The sequence below is a fragment of the Cellulosimicrobium cellulans genome, assembly GCF_042723955.1.
GTDB classification, from domain to species: Bacteria; Actinomycetota; Actinomycetes; order Actinomycetales; family Cellulomonadaceae; genus Cellulosimicrobium; species Cellulosimicrobium cellulans_H.
Map to the genome: position 1 here is coordinate 1 of NZ_JBHXIC010000042.1, position 13976 is coordinate 13976.

Annotated in this window: 14 protein-coding genes; 5 read left to right on the forward strand and 9 right to left on the reverse strand. The window is 74.7% G+C overall.

Annotated features, from left to right (window positions below):
- The first annotated feature begins 208 nt into the window (after window positions 1-208).
- Together ACFWH7_RS12625 and ACFWH7_RS12630 are read left to right on the forward strand one after the other, a co-directional pair.
- Window positions 209-1123: a hypothetical protein gene (locus ACFWH7_RS12625; protein WP_378216851.1), complete on the forward strand. Its 915-nt coding sequence runs from the start codon at window positions 209-211 to the stop codon at window positions 1121-1123.
- 93 nt (window positions 1124-1216) lie between these two features.
- Window positions 1217-2992 carry a SulP family inorganic anion transporter gene (locus ACFWH7_RS12630; protein ID WP_378216852.1) on the forward strand — a complete coding sequence of 592 codons (1776 nt, stop codon included), beginning with the start codon at window positions 1217-1219 and terminating at the stop codon, window positions 2990-2992.
- Window positions 2993-3034: 42 nt separating this feature from the next.
- Here ACFWH7_RS12630 and ACFWH7_RS12635 read toward each other — a convergent pair whose 3' ends face one another.
- On the reverse strand, window positions 3035-3475 hold the full coding sequence (locus tag ACFWH7_RS12635) for a winged helix-turn-helix transcriptional regulator (protein ID WP_378216853.1): 441 nt from the start codon (window positions 3473-3475) through the stop codon (window positions 3035-3037).
- 104 nt (window positions 3476-3579) lie between these two features.
- Between ACFWH7_RS12635 and ACFWH7_RS12640 the strand changes: the two genes are divergently transcribed.
- On the forward strand, window positions 3580-3996 hold the full coding sequence (locus ACFWH7_RS12640; protein WP_378216854.1) for a DoxX family protein: 417 nt from the start codon (window positions 3580-3582) through the stop codon (window positions 3994-3996).
- Window positions 3997-4042: 46 nt separating this feature from the next.
- Here the strand turns inward: ACFWH7_RS12640 and ACFWH7_RS12645 are convergent, their stop codons facing one another.
- The 7 genes from ACFWH7_RS12645 to ACFWH7_RS12675 all read right to left on the reverse strand — a co-directional run bounded on the left by ACFWH7_RS12645 (window position 4043) and on the right by ACFWH7_RS12675 (window position 10783).
- Entirely contained in the window at window positions 4043-4903 is an 861-nt protein-coding gene (locus ACFWH7_RS12645; RefSeq protein ID WP_378216855.1) for an aminoglycoside phosphotransferase family protein, read from the reverse strand.
- Between the two features lie 56 nt (window positions 4904-4959).
- Window positions 4960-5745, reverse strand: a complete 786-nt coding sequence (locus tag ACFWH7_RS12650; protein WP_378216856.1) for a YidC/Oxa1 family membrane protein insertase — start codon at window positions 5743-5745, stop codon at window positions 4960-4962.
- Window positions 5746-5865: 120 nt separating this feature from the next.
- Window positions 5866-6150, reverse strand: coding sequence for a DUF6412 domain-containing protein (locus ACFWH7_RS12655; protein ID WP_378216857.1), 285 nt, complete (start codon window positions 6148-6150; stop codon window positions 5866-5868).
- A 41-nt stretch (window positions 6151-6191) separates the two neighbouring features.
- Window positions 6192-6635: a DUF779 domain-containing protein gene (locus tag ACFWH7_RS12660; RefSeq protein ID WP_378216858.1), complete on the reverse strand. Its 444-nt coding sequence runs from the start codon at window positions 6633-6635 to the stop codon at window positions 6192-6194.
- A gap of 118 nt (window positions 6636-6753) precedes the next feature.
- Window positions 6754-8277, reverse strand: coding sequence for an aldehyde dehydrogenase (gene adh, locus ACFWH7_RS12665; protein ID WP_378216859.1), 1524 nt, complete (start codon window positions 8275-8277; stop codon window positions 6754-6756).
- 178 nt (window positions 8278-8455) lie between these two features.
- Entirely contained in the window at window positions 8456-9766 is a 1311-nt protein-coding gene (locus ACFWH7_RS12670; protein ID WP_378216860.1) for a sigma-54-dependent transcriptional regulator family protein, read from the reverse strand.
- Window positions 9767-9826: 60 nt separating this feature from the next.
- Window positions 9827-10783, reverse strand: a complete 957-nt coding sequence (locus ACFWH7_RS12675) for a LysR family transcriptional regulator (RefSeq protein ID WP_378216861.1) — start codon at window positions 10781-10783, stop codon at window positions 9827-9829.
- Between the two features lie 107 nt (window positions 10784-10890).
- On the opposite strand from ACFWH7_RS12675, the gene ACFWH7_RS12680 reads away from it, so the two are divergent.
- Window positions 10891-12252 (forward strand): aspartate aminotransferase family protein, encoded by a 1362-nt coding sequence (locus ACFWH7_RS12680; RefSeq protein ID WP_378216862.1) that lies wholly within the window; start codon window positions 10891-10893, stop codon window positions 12250-12252.
- 12 nt (window positions 12253-12264) lie between these two features.
- Here ACFWH7_RS12680 and ACFWH7_RS12685 read toward each other — a convergent pair whose 3' ends face one another.
- Window positions 12265-12789, reverse strand: coding sequence for an SAM-dependent methyltransferase (locus tag ACFWH7_RS12685; protein ID WP_378216863.1), 525 nt, complete (start codon window positions 12787-12789; stop codon window positions 12265-12267).
- 157 nt (window positions 12790-12946) lie between these two features.
- Here ACFWH7_RS12685 and ACFWH7_RS12690 point away from each other — a divergent pair, with 157 nt between their 5' ends.
- A complete protein-coding gene (locus ACFWH7_RS12690) occupies window positions 12947-13858 on the forward strand; it encodes a sulfurtransferase (RefSeq protein WP_378216864.1) in 912 nt (303 codons plus the stop codon).
- Window positions 13859-13976 lie beyond the last annotated feature (118 nt).

A 13976-nucleotide genomic window follows, 5' to 3' on the forward strand; every position in this document is an offset into this window, starting at 1 on the left:
CCCGAGCGCCAGCGGGACGACAAACCCCGACCAAACCCCCCCCAAATGTGGCGGTCGCGGGCGGGTGATGTCGTGCCCGACGGCGGTGCGCGGCGCCGAGCGTCCGTCGTACCTGCTCCTGGCGTGGGCAGGCCGAGATGTGGGAGCATCCGGCCACGCACGGCGACACGGTCGTCCGGGCGCTCGCCCGCACGACCCCGGAGCAGCCATGAGCAACCCCTTCGCGCCGCCGAGCCAGTCGACGCCGGCTACGCCCCCCGCACCGTCGCCAGCTCCCGCCGCGCCGACGGCCCCAACCCCGACGGCACCCCCGGCGACATCGGCTCCGGTCCCGACGCACGGATACCCCGCTCCCCCGCAGGCCACCTCGCCACCGTCCCCGATCGGGCCCGGTCCGGCCCCGATCGGCTACGGTCCCGTCCCACCAGGGCCGCTCCCGCCGGGGCCGACGCACCCCGTCGCCGGACTCCCCGGCCCGCCCCCGCCCGCCGCGCGCCGCGGTCTGTCGCGCACCGCCGTCGGGCTGATCGTCGGTGCGGCCTGCCTCGCGCTGGGCGGCGGCGTCGGGTTCGCCGCCGGGGTCGCCAGCGACGCGGGCGGGCGTATCGCCGACTGGTACACCGAGCCGGTCGGGGACGAGTGGTCCGAGGACTGGTCGGACGAGGACTGGTCCGAGGGCGAGTGGGAGGGCTCCGGGACGCGGGCCGACCCGTGGTTCTTCGACGGCTACACCGTCGCCGGCGAGGAGTGGGAGATCCTCCTCGACCCGCCGTACGAGGCGACCGCGGAGATCCTCGCGCACAGCGACGTCAACGTCGCACCGCCGGAGGGCACGGAGTACTGGATCGTCCCGGTGACCGCCACGTACTACGGCCCCAGCTCGCAGGTGAGCGCGTGGGGGGCGGTCGACGTCGGCTTCGTCGGCTACGACGGCGCCGTCGCCGACGGGCAGTGCGGCGCGGTGCCCAACCCGCTCGTCGGGACGGGCCTGGTCGGCACCGACGACACCGTGTCGGGCAACGTCTGCCTCGCGGTCCCCACGGGCGCGCCCGGGCTGTGGACGCTCTCGCTCGAGGGCTACGAGCCCTGGTACCTCACGGCGGACGACCCGCTCGCGAGCTGACCGGCACCCGGAGCACGGGCGTCACCGCGTTGCTGTGGTCGCCCTGCCCGGGCCGTGCCAGAGTCTCCCCATGGCGCACCCGCGGGAGAGGCGATGAGCCCGCGGCCGGTGCGCGCCGTCCGAGGCTGGTGGGACGGCGTCCGGCCCGCACCGGGGACGTTCTGGCGCTCCGCGGGCGCCGGCGTCCCGGGCGCCGTCGGCGGGGTCCCCGACGGTATGGCGACCGCGACGCTCGTCGGCGTCAACCCGATCCACGGCCTGTACGCGACGGCGATCGGCCGCATCGCGGGCGGCCTGACGGTCGACTCGCGCCTCATGATCGTCACGACGACGAGCGCGGCGGCGCTCGCCGCCGGCTCGGCGCTCGCGGGGGTCCCTGACGAGGACCGGCTCGCGGCACTCATCCTCCTCACGACGCTCGCCGGGGCGGTCATGGTCGTCGCCGGGCTCGTGGGGCTCGGTCGTCTCACCGGCTTCGTGTCACACTCCGTGATGACGGGGTTCCTCACCGGCGTCTCCGTCAACATCCTGCTCGGCCAGCTCGACGACCTCACGGGTGCCGACCCCTCCGCGTCGCTCGCCGTCGGGCAGGCGTTCCAGGTTCTCGGCTCGCCCGGCACGTGGGACGTGCCGACGCTCGTCGTGGGTCTGGGTTCGGTCGCCCTCCTCCTCGTCCTCGGTCGCACGCGCGTCGCCCCGTACGCGGCCGTCGTCGTGCTCGTGGTGTCCGCCGCCGGCGTGTGGGCCCTCGGCGCGACGTCGGTGCAGCTCGTCGGCGACGCGGGCGAGATCCCCGCCGGCCTGCCCTCCCTCGCGCTGCCCGACCTGGGGCTCGTCTCGGTCGACGTCGCCGTGGGCGCGCTCGCCGTGGCGGCCATCGTGCTCGTGCAGGGCGCGGGGGTCGCCGAGTCCGTCCCGAACCCCGGCGGGCGCCGCGCCGACCCGAACCGCAACTTCGTCGGGCAGGGCGTCGCGAACCTCGCGGTGGGGTTCTTCCGCGGCATCCCGGTCGGCGGGTCGGTCGGCCAGACGGCGATCAGCACCGCCGCGGGGGCGCGCGACCGCTGGGCGGGGATCATGTCGGGCGTGTGGGTGCTCGTCGTCCTCGTCGCGCTGTCCGGGCCGGTCGGGGCGGTCCCGTCGGCGACGCTCGCGGCGCTGCTCGCCGTCGCGTCGGTCGGGTCCATCCGACTGTCGGCCATGGCGACCGCGTGGCGCACCGGAAGCCAGTCCCAGGTCGCGATGGCGACCACGTTCCTCGCGACCCTCCTCCTGCCCGTCGCAGCCGCGGTCGGCATCGGGGCCGCGCTGTCGATCCTGCTCCAGGCGAACCGGGAGTCCCAGGACCTGCGGATCGTCCGCCTCGTCCCTCAGGAGGGCGGGCACTACCGCGAGGAACCCGCGCCGCGGCGGCTCGACGACGCGACGGTGACGGTCCTCGACGTCTACGGGAGTCTCTTCTACGCCGGCGCCCGCTCGCTCGAGGCCGCGCTGCCGGAGCCCGCGCACGCGCACGACGCCGTCGTGGTGCTGCGCCTGCGGGGCCGCGCGAGCCTCGGCGCGACCGCCTTCACGGTGCTCGCGCACTACGCGGACCGGCTGGGCGAGGGTGGGGGCCGCCTCTACGTGAGCGGGGTGGACCCCGCGCTGGCGGAGAAGTTCGAGCAGGTCATCGACCTGCGCCTGCACGAGCGGATCGCGGTGTACCCGGCGCGGCCCGTGATCGGCGAGTCGACCGCGGACGCGATGCGGCACGCGGAGGCGTGGCTCGTGCGCGGCGTCGAGACGACCCAGATCCCCGTCGTGCGCCCGGACGGGCCGATGAAGCGGCTGTGGTCGCGCGTCAGGTCGGCGCTGCACCGCGCCTGACCGGTCGCTGTCACGCGCGCGTTGGCGCGCGCGCCCGGTGGCTCAGCCCACGGCGGTGCCGCGCGCGTCGAACCGGTCCCGGTGGTCGCGGATGGTGGTCGTGTTCTCGAGCGCCCACTCGACGAGCGCGAGCACGGGCGGCAGCAGGGTCGCGCCGAGGTCGGTCAGCGCGTAGTCGACGCGCGGTGGTACGACGGCGTGCACCGTACGGCTCACGAGCCCGTCGCGCTCGAGCTGGCGCAGGTTGAGCGTGAGCATGCGCTGTGAGATCCCGTCGATGCCGTGCAGGAGCTCGGTGAACCGCTGCGGCCCACCCGAGAGCATGCCCAGGATGAGGACGCTCCACTTGTCGCCCACCCGGTCGAGCACCGAGCGCACCTCGCTCGTGGCCTCGGCGGCGGCACAGCCGCCGCCCACCGGGAGTCCGTGCCGCTCGGCGAGCTCGCGCACCACGGGCACGTCGGTGGTCGGCGTCGTGGTCATGGTGTCTCCGTCTCCTCGGCGTGCGGCTCCGTGTGCCTCTCGCACACGGGTGTGCCTTTTGTAGCCGTCCCCATGGTTACCCATCATGTGCCCAGGCACAAAGAGTGACCGGTCATCCTGGGCCGTCGCCGCCACTCCCCCCGAAGGACTCACGCATAAACGTCGCCCTGTGGATCGCCTCCGGTCTGCTCGCCCTCGCCTTCCTCGGCGCCGGGCTCATGAAGGCCCTGCGCCCGATCCCCGAGCTCCAGGAGCAGATGCGGTGGGTGACGCCGGAGCGCACCGCGGGCGTGCGCGCGATCGGCTGGCTCGAGGTCGCCGGGGCCGTGGGCGTGATCCTCCCCTGGGCGCTCGGCGTCGCCCCGGTCCTCACGCCGATCGCGGCCGTCGGGCTCGCGCTCACGCAGGTCGGCGCGATCCCGCTGCACGTCCGGCTCGGCGAGGCCAAGGCCGTGCCGGCGAACGTCGTGCTGCTCGCCCTCGCGGTGTTCGTCGCCGTCGGACGGTTCGCCGCTCTCTGAGTGCGTCGGCACCCGTCGGGACGCAAGCCCCGCCCCCGACGAACGCTCAGCCCAGCGCGTGCACGAAGTCCACGCGCTGCGCGGCGAACCAGGCCTCGTTCTCGCGGATCCGGTCCCCCACCCCGTCGTCCCACATGCGCTGCCAGCCGCCGCCACGCACCTGGGCTGCGTGCCGCATCGCGTACCAGCTCCGCGCGAACCGCTGCGCGAGCACGTCGAGCAGCGCGAGCCGCTGGGACCGGTCCAGCCCGTACGCCTCCGTGAGGATCCGGGCGCGACGGGGTGCGTCGAGCTCGCGCAGCGCGTCCGGCCGCGCCTCCGGCGGCGCGACCGGCGCCCAGTAGAGCAGCGTCGTCGCGACGTCGAGCAGGCGCGTCGTCGGCGCGGCGAGGTCGAAGTCGATCACGCCGACGAGCCGGTGCGGACCCTGCGGGTCGTCGCCGGCCGGGACGAACAGCGCGTTCTCGACCGTGAGGTCGTTGTGCCCGACGACGTCCGGCACGTCGAACACGTCCGGCACCTCCGGGAACTGCGCCCTCTCGGTCCACGCGACGCCGTCGGGCAGCACGACGTCGCGCGACACCGCGTGCAGGTCCCGCAGCCACTCCCCGAGCTGGACGAGCACGTCCTCGTCGGTCGCCCACGCGTGCGGCGGGCGCCCGCCCATCTCGCCCGGCAGGAACGTCACGACCTCCCGGCCGTCGTCGTCGATCCCCAGGAACCGGGGCGCGCGCTCGAAGCCCGCGCGCTCGATGTGCAGCAGGTACGCCTCGACGGCGGGGCTGTGCGGGCCGCGCGGACGGCGGACGGTGTCGCCGCGCCGGACGATCCCGTCCGACACGTCACCACCGAGCAGGGGGACCTCGACGTCGTCCGCGTCGTCGCGGTACGGGAGCAGATCGGTCATACCCGACACACTCGCACGCGCGACGGGCCCGTGACCAGGCCTGCCGCGCCGTCGCGCTACGCGACCGCCGCGAACGGGTACCGGCGGCGCAGGACGAGCCGTTGCACGAGCGTCCACGTGACCGTCACGAGCAGGTACACGCCCGCGGCGAGCGGGACGAAGCACGCGATCACCGCGGTCATGAACTGGAGGGCGCCGAGCGCGTTCTGCAGTCCCGGCCCGGCGAGGACCCCGGTACCCGGGGCACCCGGGCCGGTCGCCGTCCGCGGCACGGCGAGCCGACCGCCGGGCAGGGACGCCCGGCGCGTGAGCTCGCCGACGAGCGCGATGAGGAGCACGACCGCCCCGGCGACCACCAGGGTCGGGACGCCCGCCGCACCCGCACCGAGCGAGCCGACGAGGCTCGAGCCGAGGGGCGCCCCCCACAGCGTGTGGCCCAGCAGCGCGTTCGCGTGACCGGCGATCTGGGCATGCAGGAACAGCGCGTAGACGACGGCGACCACGGGTGCCTGGGCGAGCATCGGCAGGCAGCCGGCGAACGGCGTCGTGCCCTCCTCGGCGTAGAGGTCGAGGGTCGCGCGCTGCAGCTTCTGCGGGTCGTCACGGTGGCGGCGCTGGAGCTCGGCGAGCCGGGGCGCGAGGCGCGCTCGGTCGCGCTCCGCCTTGGCCTGCGAGATGCCGACAGGGACGAGCAGCGCGCGGACGGCGAGCGTCAGCAGGACGACGGCGGCCGCGGCCGCAGCGCCTCCGGCGACGGGTTCGAGCAGGTCGGACAGCCCCATCAGGGCGCGGTAGGCGGCGTCGAGCACCGTGGAGACGAGCGGGAGGTCGAGCAGGTTCATGGTGGTGTCCTCGGTCGAACGTGCGGGGTACGCGTTCGCCGATCACCCTGCGCCGGGCAGGCAGGGGCACGCCGCGACAGGGTGCGCGCGGGATGCGGTGGAGAGACCTCGGCCGGGCGATCAGCCGAGGGGTCGGCCGGGTGCCCTGGGCCTGGCACGGCCAGGGGCGTCCGGGTCGCTCTGCGTCACGGCAGGGCCGACGTCGACCGTGTCGCGCAGCCGGCCCGCCGGTCGGGTGGCGACGCCGAGCGCGAGCGGCACGCCCCAGCGCGCGGCCACGGCGGCCACGACCGCGACGAGGGCGGTGGCACCGAGGAGGAAGAGCGTCGCCGTGAGGGTCGACGTGCCGAGCAGGAGCGTGAGTGCGGAGGCGAGGTCGCGCGCGACGACGAGAAGGTCGTTCATCCGGCTCCTCCTCTCCCGTCACGGGCTGCTGTGGCCCCAGCCTAGGACACGTCGAGCGCCTCCCACTCGTCGTCGGTGAGCAGACGCGAGCGGATGATGAACCGCACGCCCTCGGGTGCCTCGACGCTGAACCCGGCGCCGCGGCCGGGCACGACGTCGATCGTCAGGTGCGTGTGCTTCCAGTAATCGAACTGGGCGCGGCTCATCCACACGGGAATGCGGAACCCGCCCGCGCCTGGCGCGCCGGGGTCGTCGTCCGGGACGACGACCAGGTCGCCGAGGTGCACGTCGGCGTCGCCGAGCAGGAAGTCGCCCTGCGGGTAGCACATGGGCGACGACCCGTCGCAGCACCCGCCGGACTGGTGGAACATGAGCTCGCCGTGGACCGGTCGCAGCCGCGCGAGCAGCACCGCGGCGTCGTCGGTGAGCGCGACCCGCCCCGGGACCGAGCTGGCCGCGCGGGGCGAGGGGACGTCGTCGGGCACGGGAACCTCCTGTGGCAGGGAGCGAGTACGAGGTTGCTCGCCGCCGAACACGGGGTCGTTGTCGTTCTGATGGCGAGAACGGCACCAACCCCGTGTTCGGCGGACAGGGGGCCCGGCTCTAGAAGAAGCCGAGCCTCTGGGCCGAGTAGGAGACGAGGAGGTTCTTCGTCTGCTGGTAGTGGTCGAGCATCATCTTGTGGTTCTCGCGCCCGACGCCGGAGCCCTTGTACCCGCCGAACGCCGCGGCGGCGGGGTAGGCGTGGTAGCAGTTGGTCCACACGCGGCCGGCCTCGATGGTGCGGCCCGCGCGGTAGGCGGTGTTCCCCGACCGCGACCAGACGCCCGCGCCGAGGCCGTAGAGGGTGTCGTTGGCGATCGTCATGGCGTCGTCGAAGTCGGAGAAGTCGGTGACGGCGACGACGGGACCGAAGATCTCCTCCTGGAAGATCCGCATCGAGTTCTTGCCCTCGAAGATCGTCGGCGTCACGTAGTACCCGCCCGCGAGGTCGCCGCCCAGCTCGGCGCGCGACCCGCCCGTGAGGACCTTCGCGCCCTCGGCCTTGCCGATCTCGATGTACGACAGGATCTTCTCGAGCTGGTCGTTGGACGCCTGCGCACCGATCATCGTCGCGGTGTCGAGAGGGTTGCCCTGCTGCACCGCCTTCGTCCGCTCGACGGCGTCGCCGAGGAACGTGTCGTAGATCGACGACTGGATGAGCGCGCGCGACGGGCACGTGCACACCTCGCCCTGGTTGAGGGCGAACATCGTGAACCCCTCGAGGGCCTTGTCGTAGAAGTCGTCGCGCGCGTCGGCGACGTCGGAGAAGAAGATGTTCGGCGACTTGCCGCCGAGCTCGAGCGTGACCGGGATGATGTTCTGGCTCGCGTACTGCATGATCAGGCGGCCCGTCGTCGTCTCGCCCGTGAACGCGATCTTGCGGATGCGCGGGCTGGAGGCCAGCGGCTTGCCGGCCTCGACGCCGAACCCGTTGACGACGTTCACTACCCCGGGCGGCAGCAGGTCCCCGATGATGTCCATGAGGAAGAGGATCGACGCGGGCGTCTGCTCGGCCGGCTTGAGCACGACGCAGTTGCCCGCCGCGAGCGCCGGGGCGAGCTTCCACACGGCCATGAGGATCGGGAAGTTCCACGGGATGATCTGCCCGACGACGCCGAGCGGCTCGTGGAAGTGGTACGCGATGGTGTCCTCGTCGATCTCGGAGATCGACCCCTCCTGCGCGCGGATCGCGCCCGCGAAGTAGCGGAAGTGGTCGATCGCGAGCGGGATGTCGGCGGCGAGCGTCTCGCGGACCGGCTTGCCGTTCTCCCACGTCTCCGCGACGGCGATCCGCTCGAGGTTCTCCTCCATCCGGTCCGCGATCTTGTTGAGGATGTTGGCGCGCTCGGTCGCGCTCGTGCGACCCCAGGACCTGGCCGCGCCGTGCGCGGCGTCGAGCGCGCGCTCGATGTCCTCGGCGGTGCCGCGCGCGACCTCGGTGAACGTCCGGCCCGTGACGGGGCTCGGGTTCTCGAAGTACTGCCCCCCGGACGGCGCGACGTACTCGCCGCCGATCCAGTGGTCGTAGCGGGTCTTGTACTCGGCGATGGCCCCGTCCGTGCCGGGGGCTGCGTAGACCGTCATCGTCTGCCTCCTCGTCGCGCCGACTCGCAGCGCTCGATCTCGCCGCGCCCTGGGGGAGGTCGCCTCCGGGCGGGGAGTGCCCGACGGCGGTGCGCGGCACGGCGCCTCGTCGCGCCGTGGCACGACGCTAGGCACGCGAGGGTTGCAGGACCGTTGCAGCGCGTCCGAGGGGTTGCGGTCAGCCGAGCTCGTCGTCGAGCAGGTCGAGGTGAGCGCGGGCGCGGACCCAGAGGGGGCTGCCGTGGTCGGCGACGCTCTGGAGCCGCGTCCACGCGACGTGGTCCTCGGCGCCGTCGTCGGTGCGGGTCCACGCGTCGAGGGCGTCGGCGTCGCCCGCGGAGACGACGGCCGCGCGGAGCTCCGCCGCGAGCTCGGCGCGCAGGTGCTCGACGGCGGGCGCGCCGGAACGCCGGAGGAGCGGCCCCCGGTAGGCCGCGACCGCTCCCTGGACGTCGCCGACCGCGAGCCGGTCGCGCACGACGTCGGTGTCCGTCCGCAGCGGTCGCGCGAGCCGGTACGGGCGGGAGCCGGCGAGGAGCGGGCCGGCGACGCGGCGCAGGCGCGAGACCTCCGCGCGCACGGTGACGTCCGAGAGTGCGCCGGGGTGCAGGAGCACGGCGAGCTCGTCGGCGGAGAGACCTCGTGGGTGCGCGGCGAGGAGCGCGAGGATCTCGGCGTGCCGCAGCGACAGCCGGTGCTCGAGGCCGTCCGACGCGCGGAGGACGGGCGTGGTGCCGAGCACGAACAGCTCAGGTGCGCCGTCGCGCGGCGGCGCAGGGACGCTCCCGGCGCCGCCGGCCGCCGGTGCGGGCGCGCGCTGGGCGAGCTCCCGCTCGAGGCTCAGGACCGTGGCCCGCACGAGCGAGAGGACGACGCTCGAGGCCGCCGACTGGCGGCCGGTGACGTCGAGAACACCGAGGACGCGGCCGGTCCCGGGCTCGTGGATCGGGACGGCCGTGCAGCTGAACGCCTGGACGGGCCGGGAGAAGTGCTCCGCGCCGAGGACCTGCACGGCCCGACGCGCGGCGAGCGCGGTCCCGGGGGCGTTGGTCCCGACGCGCTCCTCGCGCCACACCGACCCCTCGACGAAGCCGACGCGCTCGACCGCGTCCCGCAGCGCGCGGCTGCCCTCGACCCACAGGAGCCGGCCCGCGTCGTCGGACACGGCGACGGCCAGGCCGTCGTCCGCCGCGGCGTCGACGACGAGCTCGCGCACCACGGGCATGACCCCCGCGAGCGGGTGGGCGTCGCGGTAGGCGACGAGGTCGTCGTGGGCGAGCGCGGACTCCGTGCGGGGGCCCTCGGGGTCGACGCCGCTGTGCACGGACCGGCGCCACGAGTCGGCGACGACCGGGTGGACGCCGTGCGGGAGGACGCCGTCGACGAGGAACGACTGGTAGGCCGCGCGGACCGAGCGGGCGTCGCGGCGCGCGTCGGGGCGACGCGGGTGCGCGTCCGAGCGCAGCGGCGGTGCGAGGGTGCGCGACACGGGACCTCCCACGTCGTCGTGCGGTGGTGGGCCCCAGTGTAGGGCGCGCCCGTCGGCCCGCTACCGCGGCGGCGGGGCGGGCGCGGCCCCGCCCGCGACCCTCGCGGCCGCCGCGACGCGGCGCAGCCCGGCGAGGACGACGCTCGTGGCCGCGGTGGGCGGGGCGCCGCGGCGCACCGCGGCGTACACCGGGCGCGTCCGGGGTGCCCGCAGCGGGCGGGCGACGACGTCGTAGCGCGGGTCGACGGCGAGGCCCGGCAGCAGCGCGACCGACAGCCCCGCCTCGACGTGCGCGAGCAGCAGCTCGTAGCTGGGCAGCCGTGCGACGACGCGGGGCTCGAACCCGGCGTCGCGGCACGCGCTCTCGACGAGGGTCGACAGGTACCGGCCGGGCAGGTCCGCCGCCCACCGCGCGTCGGCGAGACCGGCGAGGTCGACCGGCCCCTCCCCCGCCGCCGTCCCCTCCGACGAGCCCGACGCCGCACCCGACGGCGCGACGAGGACGACCGGGTCCTCGAGCAGCGGGACGGTCGCGACGTCGGGGCCGGCGAGCCGCGCGCCGTCGAGCAGGTCCGCGGTCACGGCGACGTCGACGTCCGCGCGGCGGAGCGCGGGCCCGCTCTCGCGGGGGTCGAGCTCGACGATCTCGACCTGCACCCGCGGGTGCTCGACGGCCAGGCGCCGCGCGAGGGGGATCACGAGGGCCCGGACGCCGCTCGAGAACGCCGCGACGCGCACGACCCCGGCGGGCTGACCGTCGGGGTGGGCGAGCTCCGCCTCCGCGAGCGCCATCTGGTCGAGGATGACGCGGGCGTGCCGCGCGAGGGTGCGCCCCGCGGGCGTGAGGCGCACCCTCCGCCCGGTCCGTTCGACGAGGCGCGACCCGGTCTCGGCCTCGAGCGCCGCGAGCTGCGCGGACACCGCGGACGGGCTCAGGTGCAGGGACGCGCCCACCGCGCGCACGGTCCCGAGGCTCTCGAGCCGGGCGAGGATCTGGAGCCGGGCGGCGTTGAGCACGCGGTCCTCCGTTCCCTGCGGTCGCTGCCGCTTGTGCGGGTTCTCCGCACAGACTGTACGAGAACTCGTGCTGTACGCGCACAGGGCTCCGTCCCTACGCTCGGAGGATGGCCGCCCCTCCGTCCCCCGCCCTCGCTCCGTCGACCCCGGACGCCGCGACGTTCTGGTCCGACGCCGACCGGCACCTCGTGCGGTACGGCGGGCCGTTCACCCCGGAGATCGTCGAGAGCGCGTCGGGCAGCTTCGTCACGACGGCCGACGGTCGGCGGGTGCTCGACTTCACGTCGGGGCAGATGAGCGCGATCCTCGGGCACAGCCACCCGGCGATCGTCCAGATGGTCCGAAACCAGATCGGCACGCTCGACCACCTCTTCTCCGGGATGCTGTCGCGCCCGGTCGTGGACCTCGCGCGCCGGATCGCGGGCACGCTGCCCGACCCGCTCGAGAAGGTCCTGCTCCTCACGACGGGCGCCGAGTCCAACGAGGCTGCGATCCGGATGGCGAAGCTCGTCACGGGTCGGCACGAGGTCGTCTCGCTCGCCGGGTCGTGGCACGGCATGACGCACGCGGCGGCCGCGGCGACGTACAGCGCGGGGCGCCGCGGCTACGGCCCGACGGCGCCCGGCAACCTCGTCATCCCCGTGCCGAACGCGTACCGCCCCGACCACCTCACGCCCGACGGCGCGCACGACTGGCGCCGCCAGCTCGACCTCGCGTTCGACCTCGTCGACGTGCAGTCCACGGGGAGCCTCGCGGCGTGCATCGTCGAGCCGATCCTCAGCTCGGGCGGGATCGTCGAGCTGCCGCCCGGCTACCTCGCGGCGCTGCGCGACAAGTGCCACGAACGCGGGATGCTCCTCATCCTCGACGAGGCGCAGACGGCGCTGTGCCGGACCGGCTCCTGGTACGCGTTCGAGGGCCGCGACGGCGAGGAGGCCGTGGTCCCCGACATCCTCACGATTTCCAAGACGCTCGGCGCCGGCCTGCCCCTCGCCGCGGTCGTCACGAGCGCCGAGATCGAGGAGCGCGCGCACGAGCGCGGCTTCCTGTTCTTCACGACGCACGTCTCCGACCCGCTCGTCGCGGCGGTCGGCAACACCGTCCTCGACGTGCTCGAGGCCGAGCAGATGGACGCCCGGGTGCGCGTGCTCGGCGAGCGCCTGCGCGCGGGGCTGCTCGAGCTCCAGGACCGCCACGCCACGATCGGCGACGTCCGCGGGCGGGGTCTGCTCCAGGGCATCGAGCTCGTGCTCGACCGGGAGACGAAGGAGGGCGCGGACGCACTCGGCGCCCTGGTCACCCGGCGGTCGCTGGACCTGGGGCTCCACATGAACGTCGTGCAGCTCCGGGGCATGGGCGGCGTGTTCCGGATCGCGCCGCCGCTCACGGTGAGCGAGGAGGAGCTCGACCTCGGGCTCGACCTCCTCGACCGCGCGCTCGGCGAGGCGGAGCGCGAGCTGCTCGGCTGAGCCGCGCCCGGGTCACTCTCCGGGCGCGCGGCGTGCGCCGACGGCCACCACGCCGTCGCGCACGACGACCGGCGCGCCGAGCCCGGCGACGCCGAGCGACGCCCGGACCCCGTCGACCACGCGCTCGTCGTCTCCGCCCGGTGTCTCGTAGACCAGCCACAGCGCGCCGCCCGGGACGAGCAGGGCCGTGAGCGCGCTCGCCTCGCGGTGCGCCGTCCGGGTCCAGAAGACGTTGACGTTCACCGCGAGCACGACGTCGAACGGCCCGCCGACCGTGCCGGCGAGGTCGGGGCCCGTCACGTCGCCCTGCCGCACGACGAGCCGGCCGTCGTCGACCGCGGTGCGGTTGCGCGCCGTCGTGCGGGCGACGGCCGTCGCGGACCTGTCGAGGGCGACGTAGCGCACGCCCGGGTGTCGCGCGAGGATCGTCTCCGCGGCCGCACCGGGGCCTGGCCCGATCTCGAGCAGGGTCTCGTCGCCGCGCAGGTCGAGCAGCGCGACGGCACGCTGGACCCGCTCCGGGACGGCGCCGACCACCCGCCCAGTCTGACCGCGCGTCGCACCCTCGGCAGCCTGCGTTTACACCGTCTCAGCATGCGCGACGGCCCTTCCGTGATGCGGACAGCCGACCTAGCCTGACGCCCGGACGGACCACCACCTCGGACACCCCAGCTCCCGCCGCACGGAGGACACCATGCCCGCACCGCTCGACACCACCGAGAAGATCACCCAGTACGCCCACCCCGACCGCCTCGTGAGCACGGACTGGCTCGCGGAGCACCTCGGGCAGCCGGGCATCGTCGTCGTCGAGTCCGACGAGGACGTGCTGCTCTACGAGACCGGTCACATCCCCGGTGCGGTGAAGATCGACTGGCACACCGACCTCAACGACCCCGACACGCGCGACTACATCGATGGCAAGGGCTTCGCCCAGCTCCTCGGCGGCAAGGGCATCGGCCGCGACACGACGCTCGTCGTCTACGGCGACAAGAACAACTGGTGGGCCGCGTACGCCGCGTGGGTCTTCACGCTGTTCGGCCACGAGGACGTGCGTCTGCTCGACGGCGGCCGCGGCAAGTGGATCGCGGAGGGCCGCGAGGTCACGACCGACGTCCCCGCGCCGGAGGCCGTCGAGTACCCCGTCGTCGAGCGCGACGACGTGACGATCCGCGCGTTCAAGGAGGACGTCCTCGCGCACATCGGCAACGGCCCGCTCGTCGACATCCGCTCCCCCCAGGAGTACACGGGCGAGCGCCTGCACATCCCGGACTACCCGGAGGAGGGCGTGCTGCGCGGCGGCCACATCCCGACGGCGCGCAACGTCCCGTGGGCGACCGCGGTCGCCGAGGACGGGACGTACAAGTCGCGCGAGCAGCTCGAGGCGATCTACCAGGAGGGTGGCCTCGGCCTCGCGGCGGACGACGAGGTCGTCACGTACTGCCGCATCGGCGAGCGCTCGAGCCACACCTGGTTCGCGCTGACCTACCTGCTCGGCTTCGACAAGGTCCGCAACTACGACGGCTCCTGGACCGAGTGGGGCAACGCCGTGCGCGTCCCGATCGTCAAGGGCGAGGAGGCCGGTGAGGCCCCCGCCTCGCTCAACTGACGCACCGCTCGCACCTCACGCCCGACGGCGCGCGGCCGGCCCCTCGTGGGCCCGCCGCGCGCCGGGGGGGGGCACCCCCGGGGGGCGCCGCGCGCGGCCGGGGGGGGGGCCGGTGGGG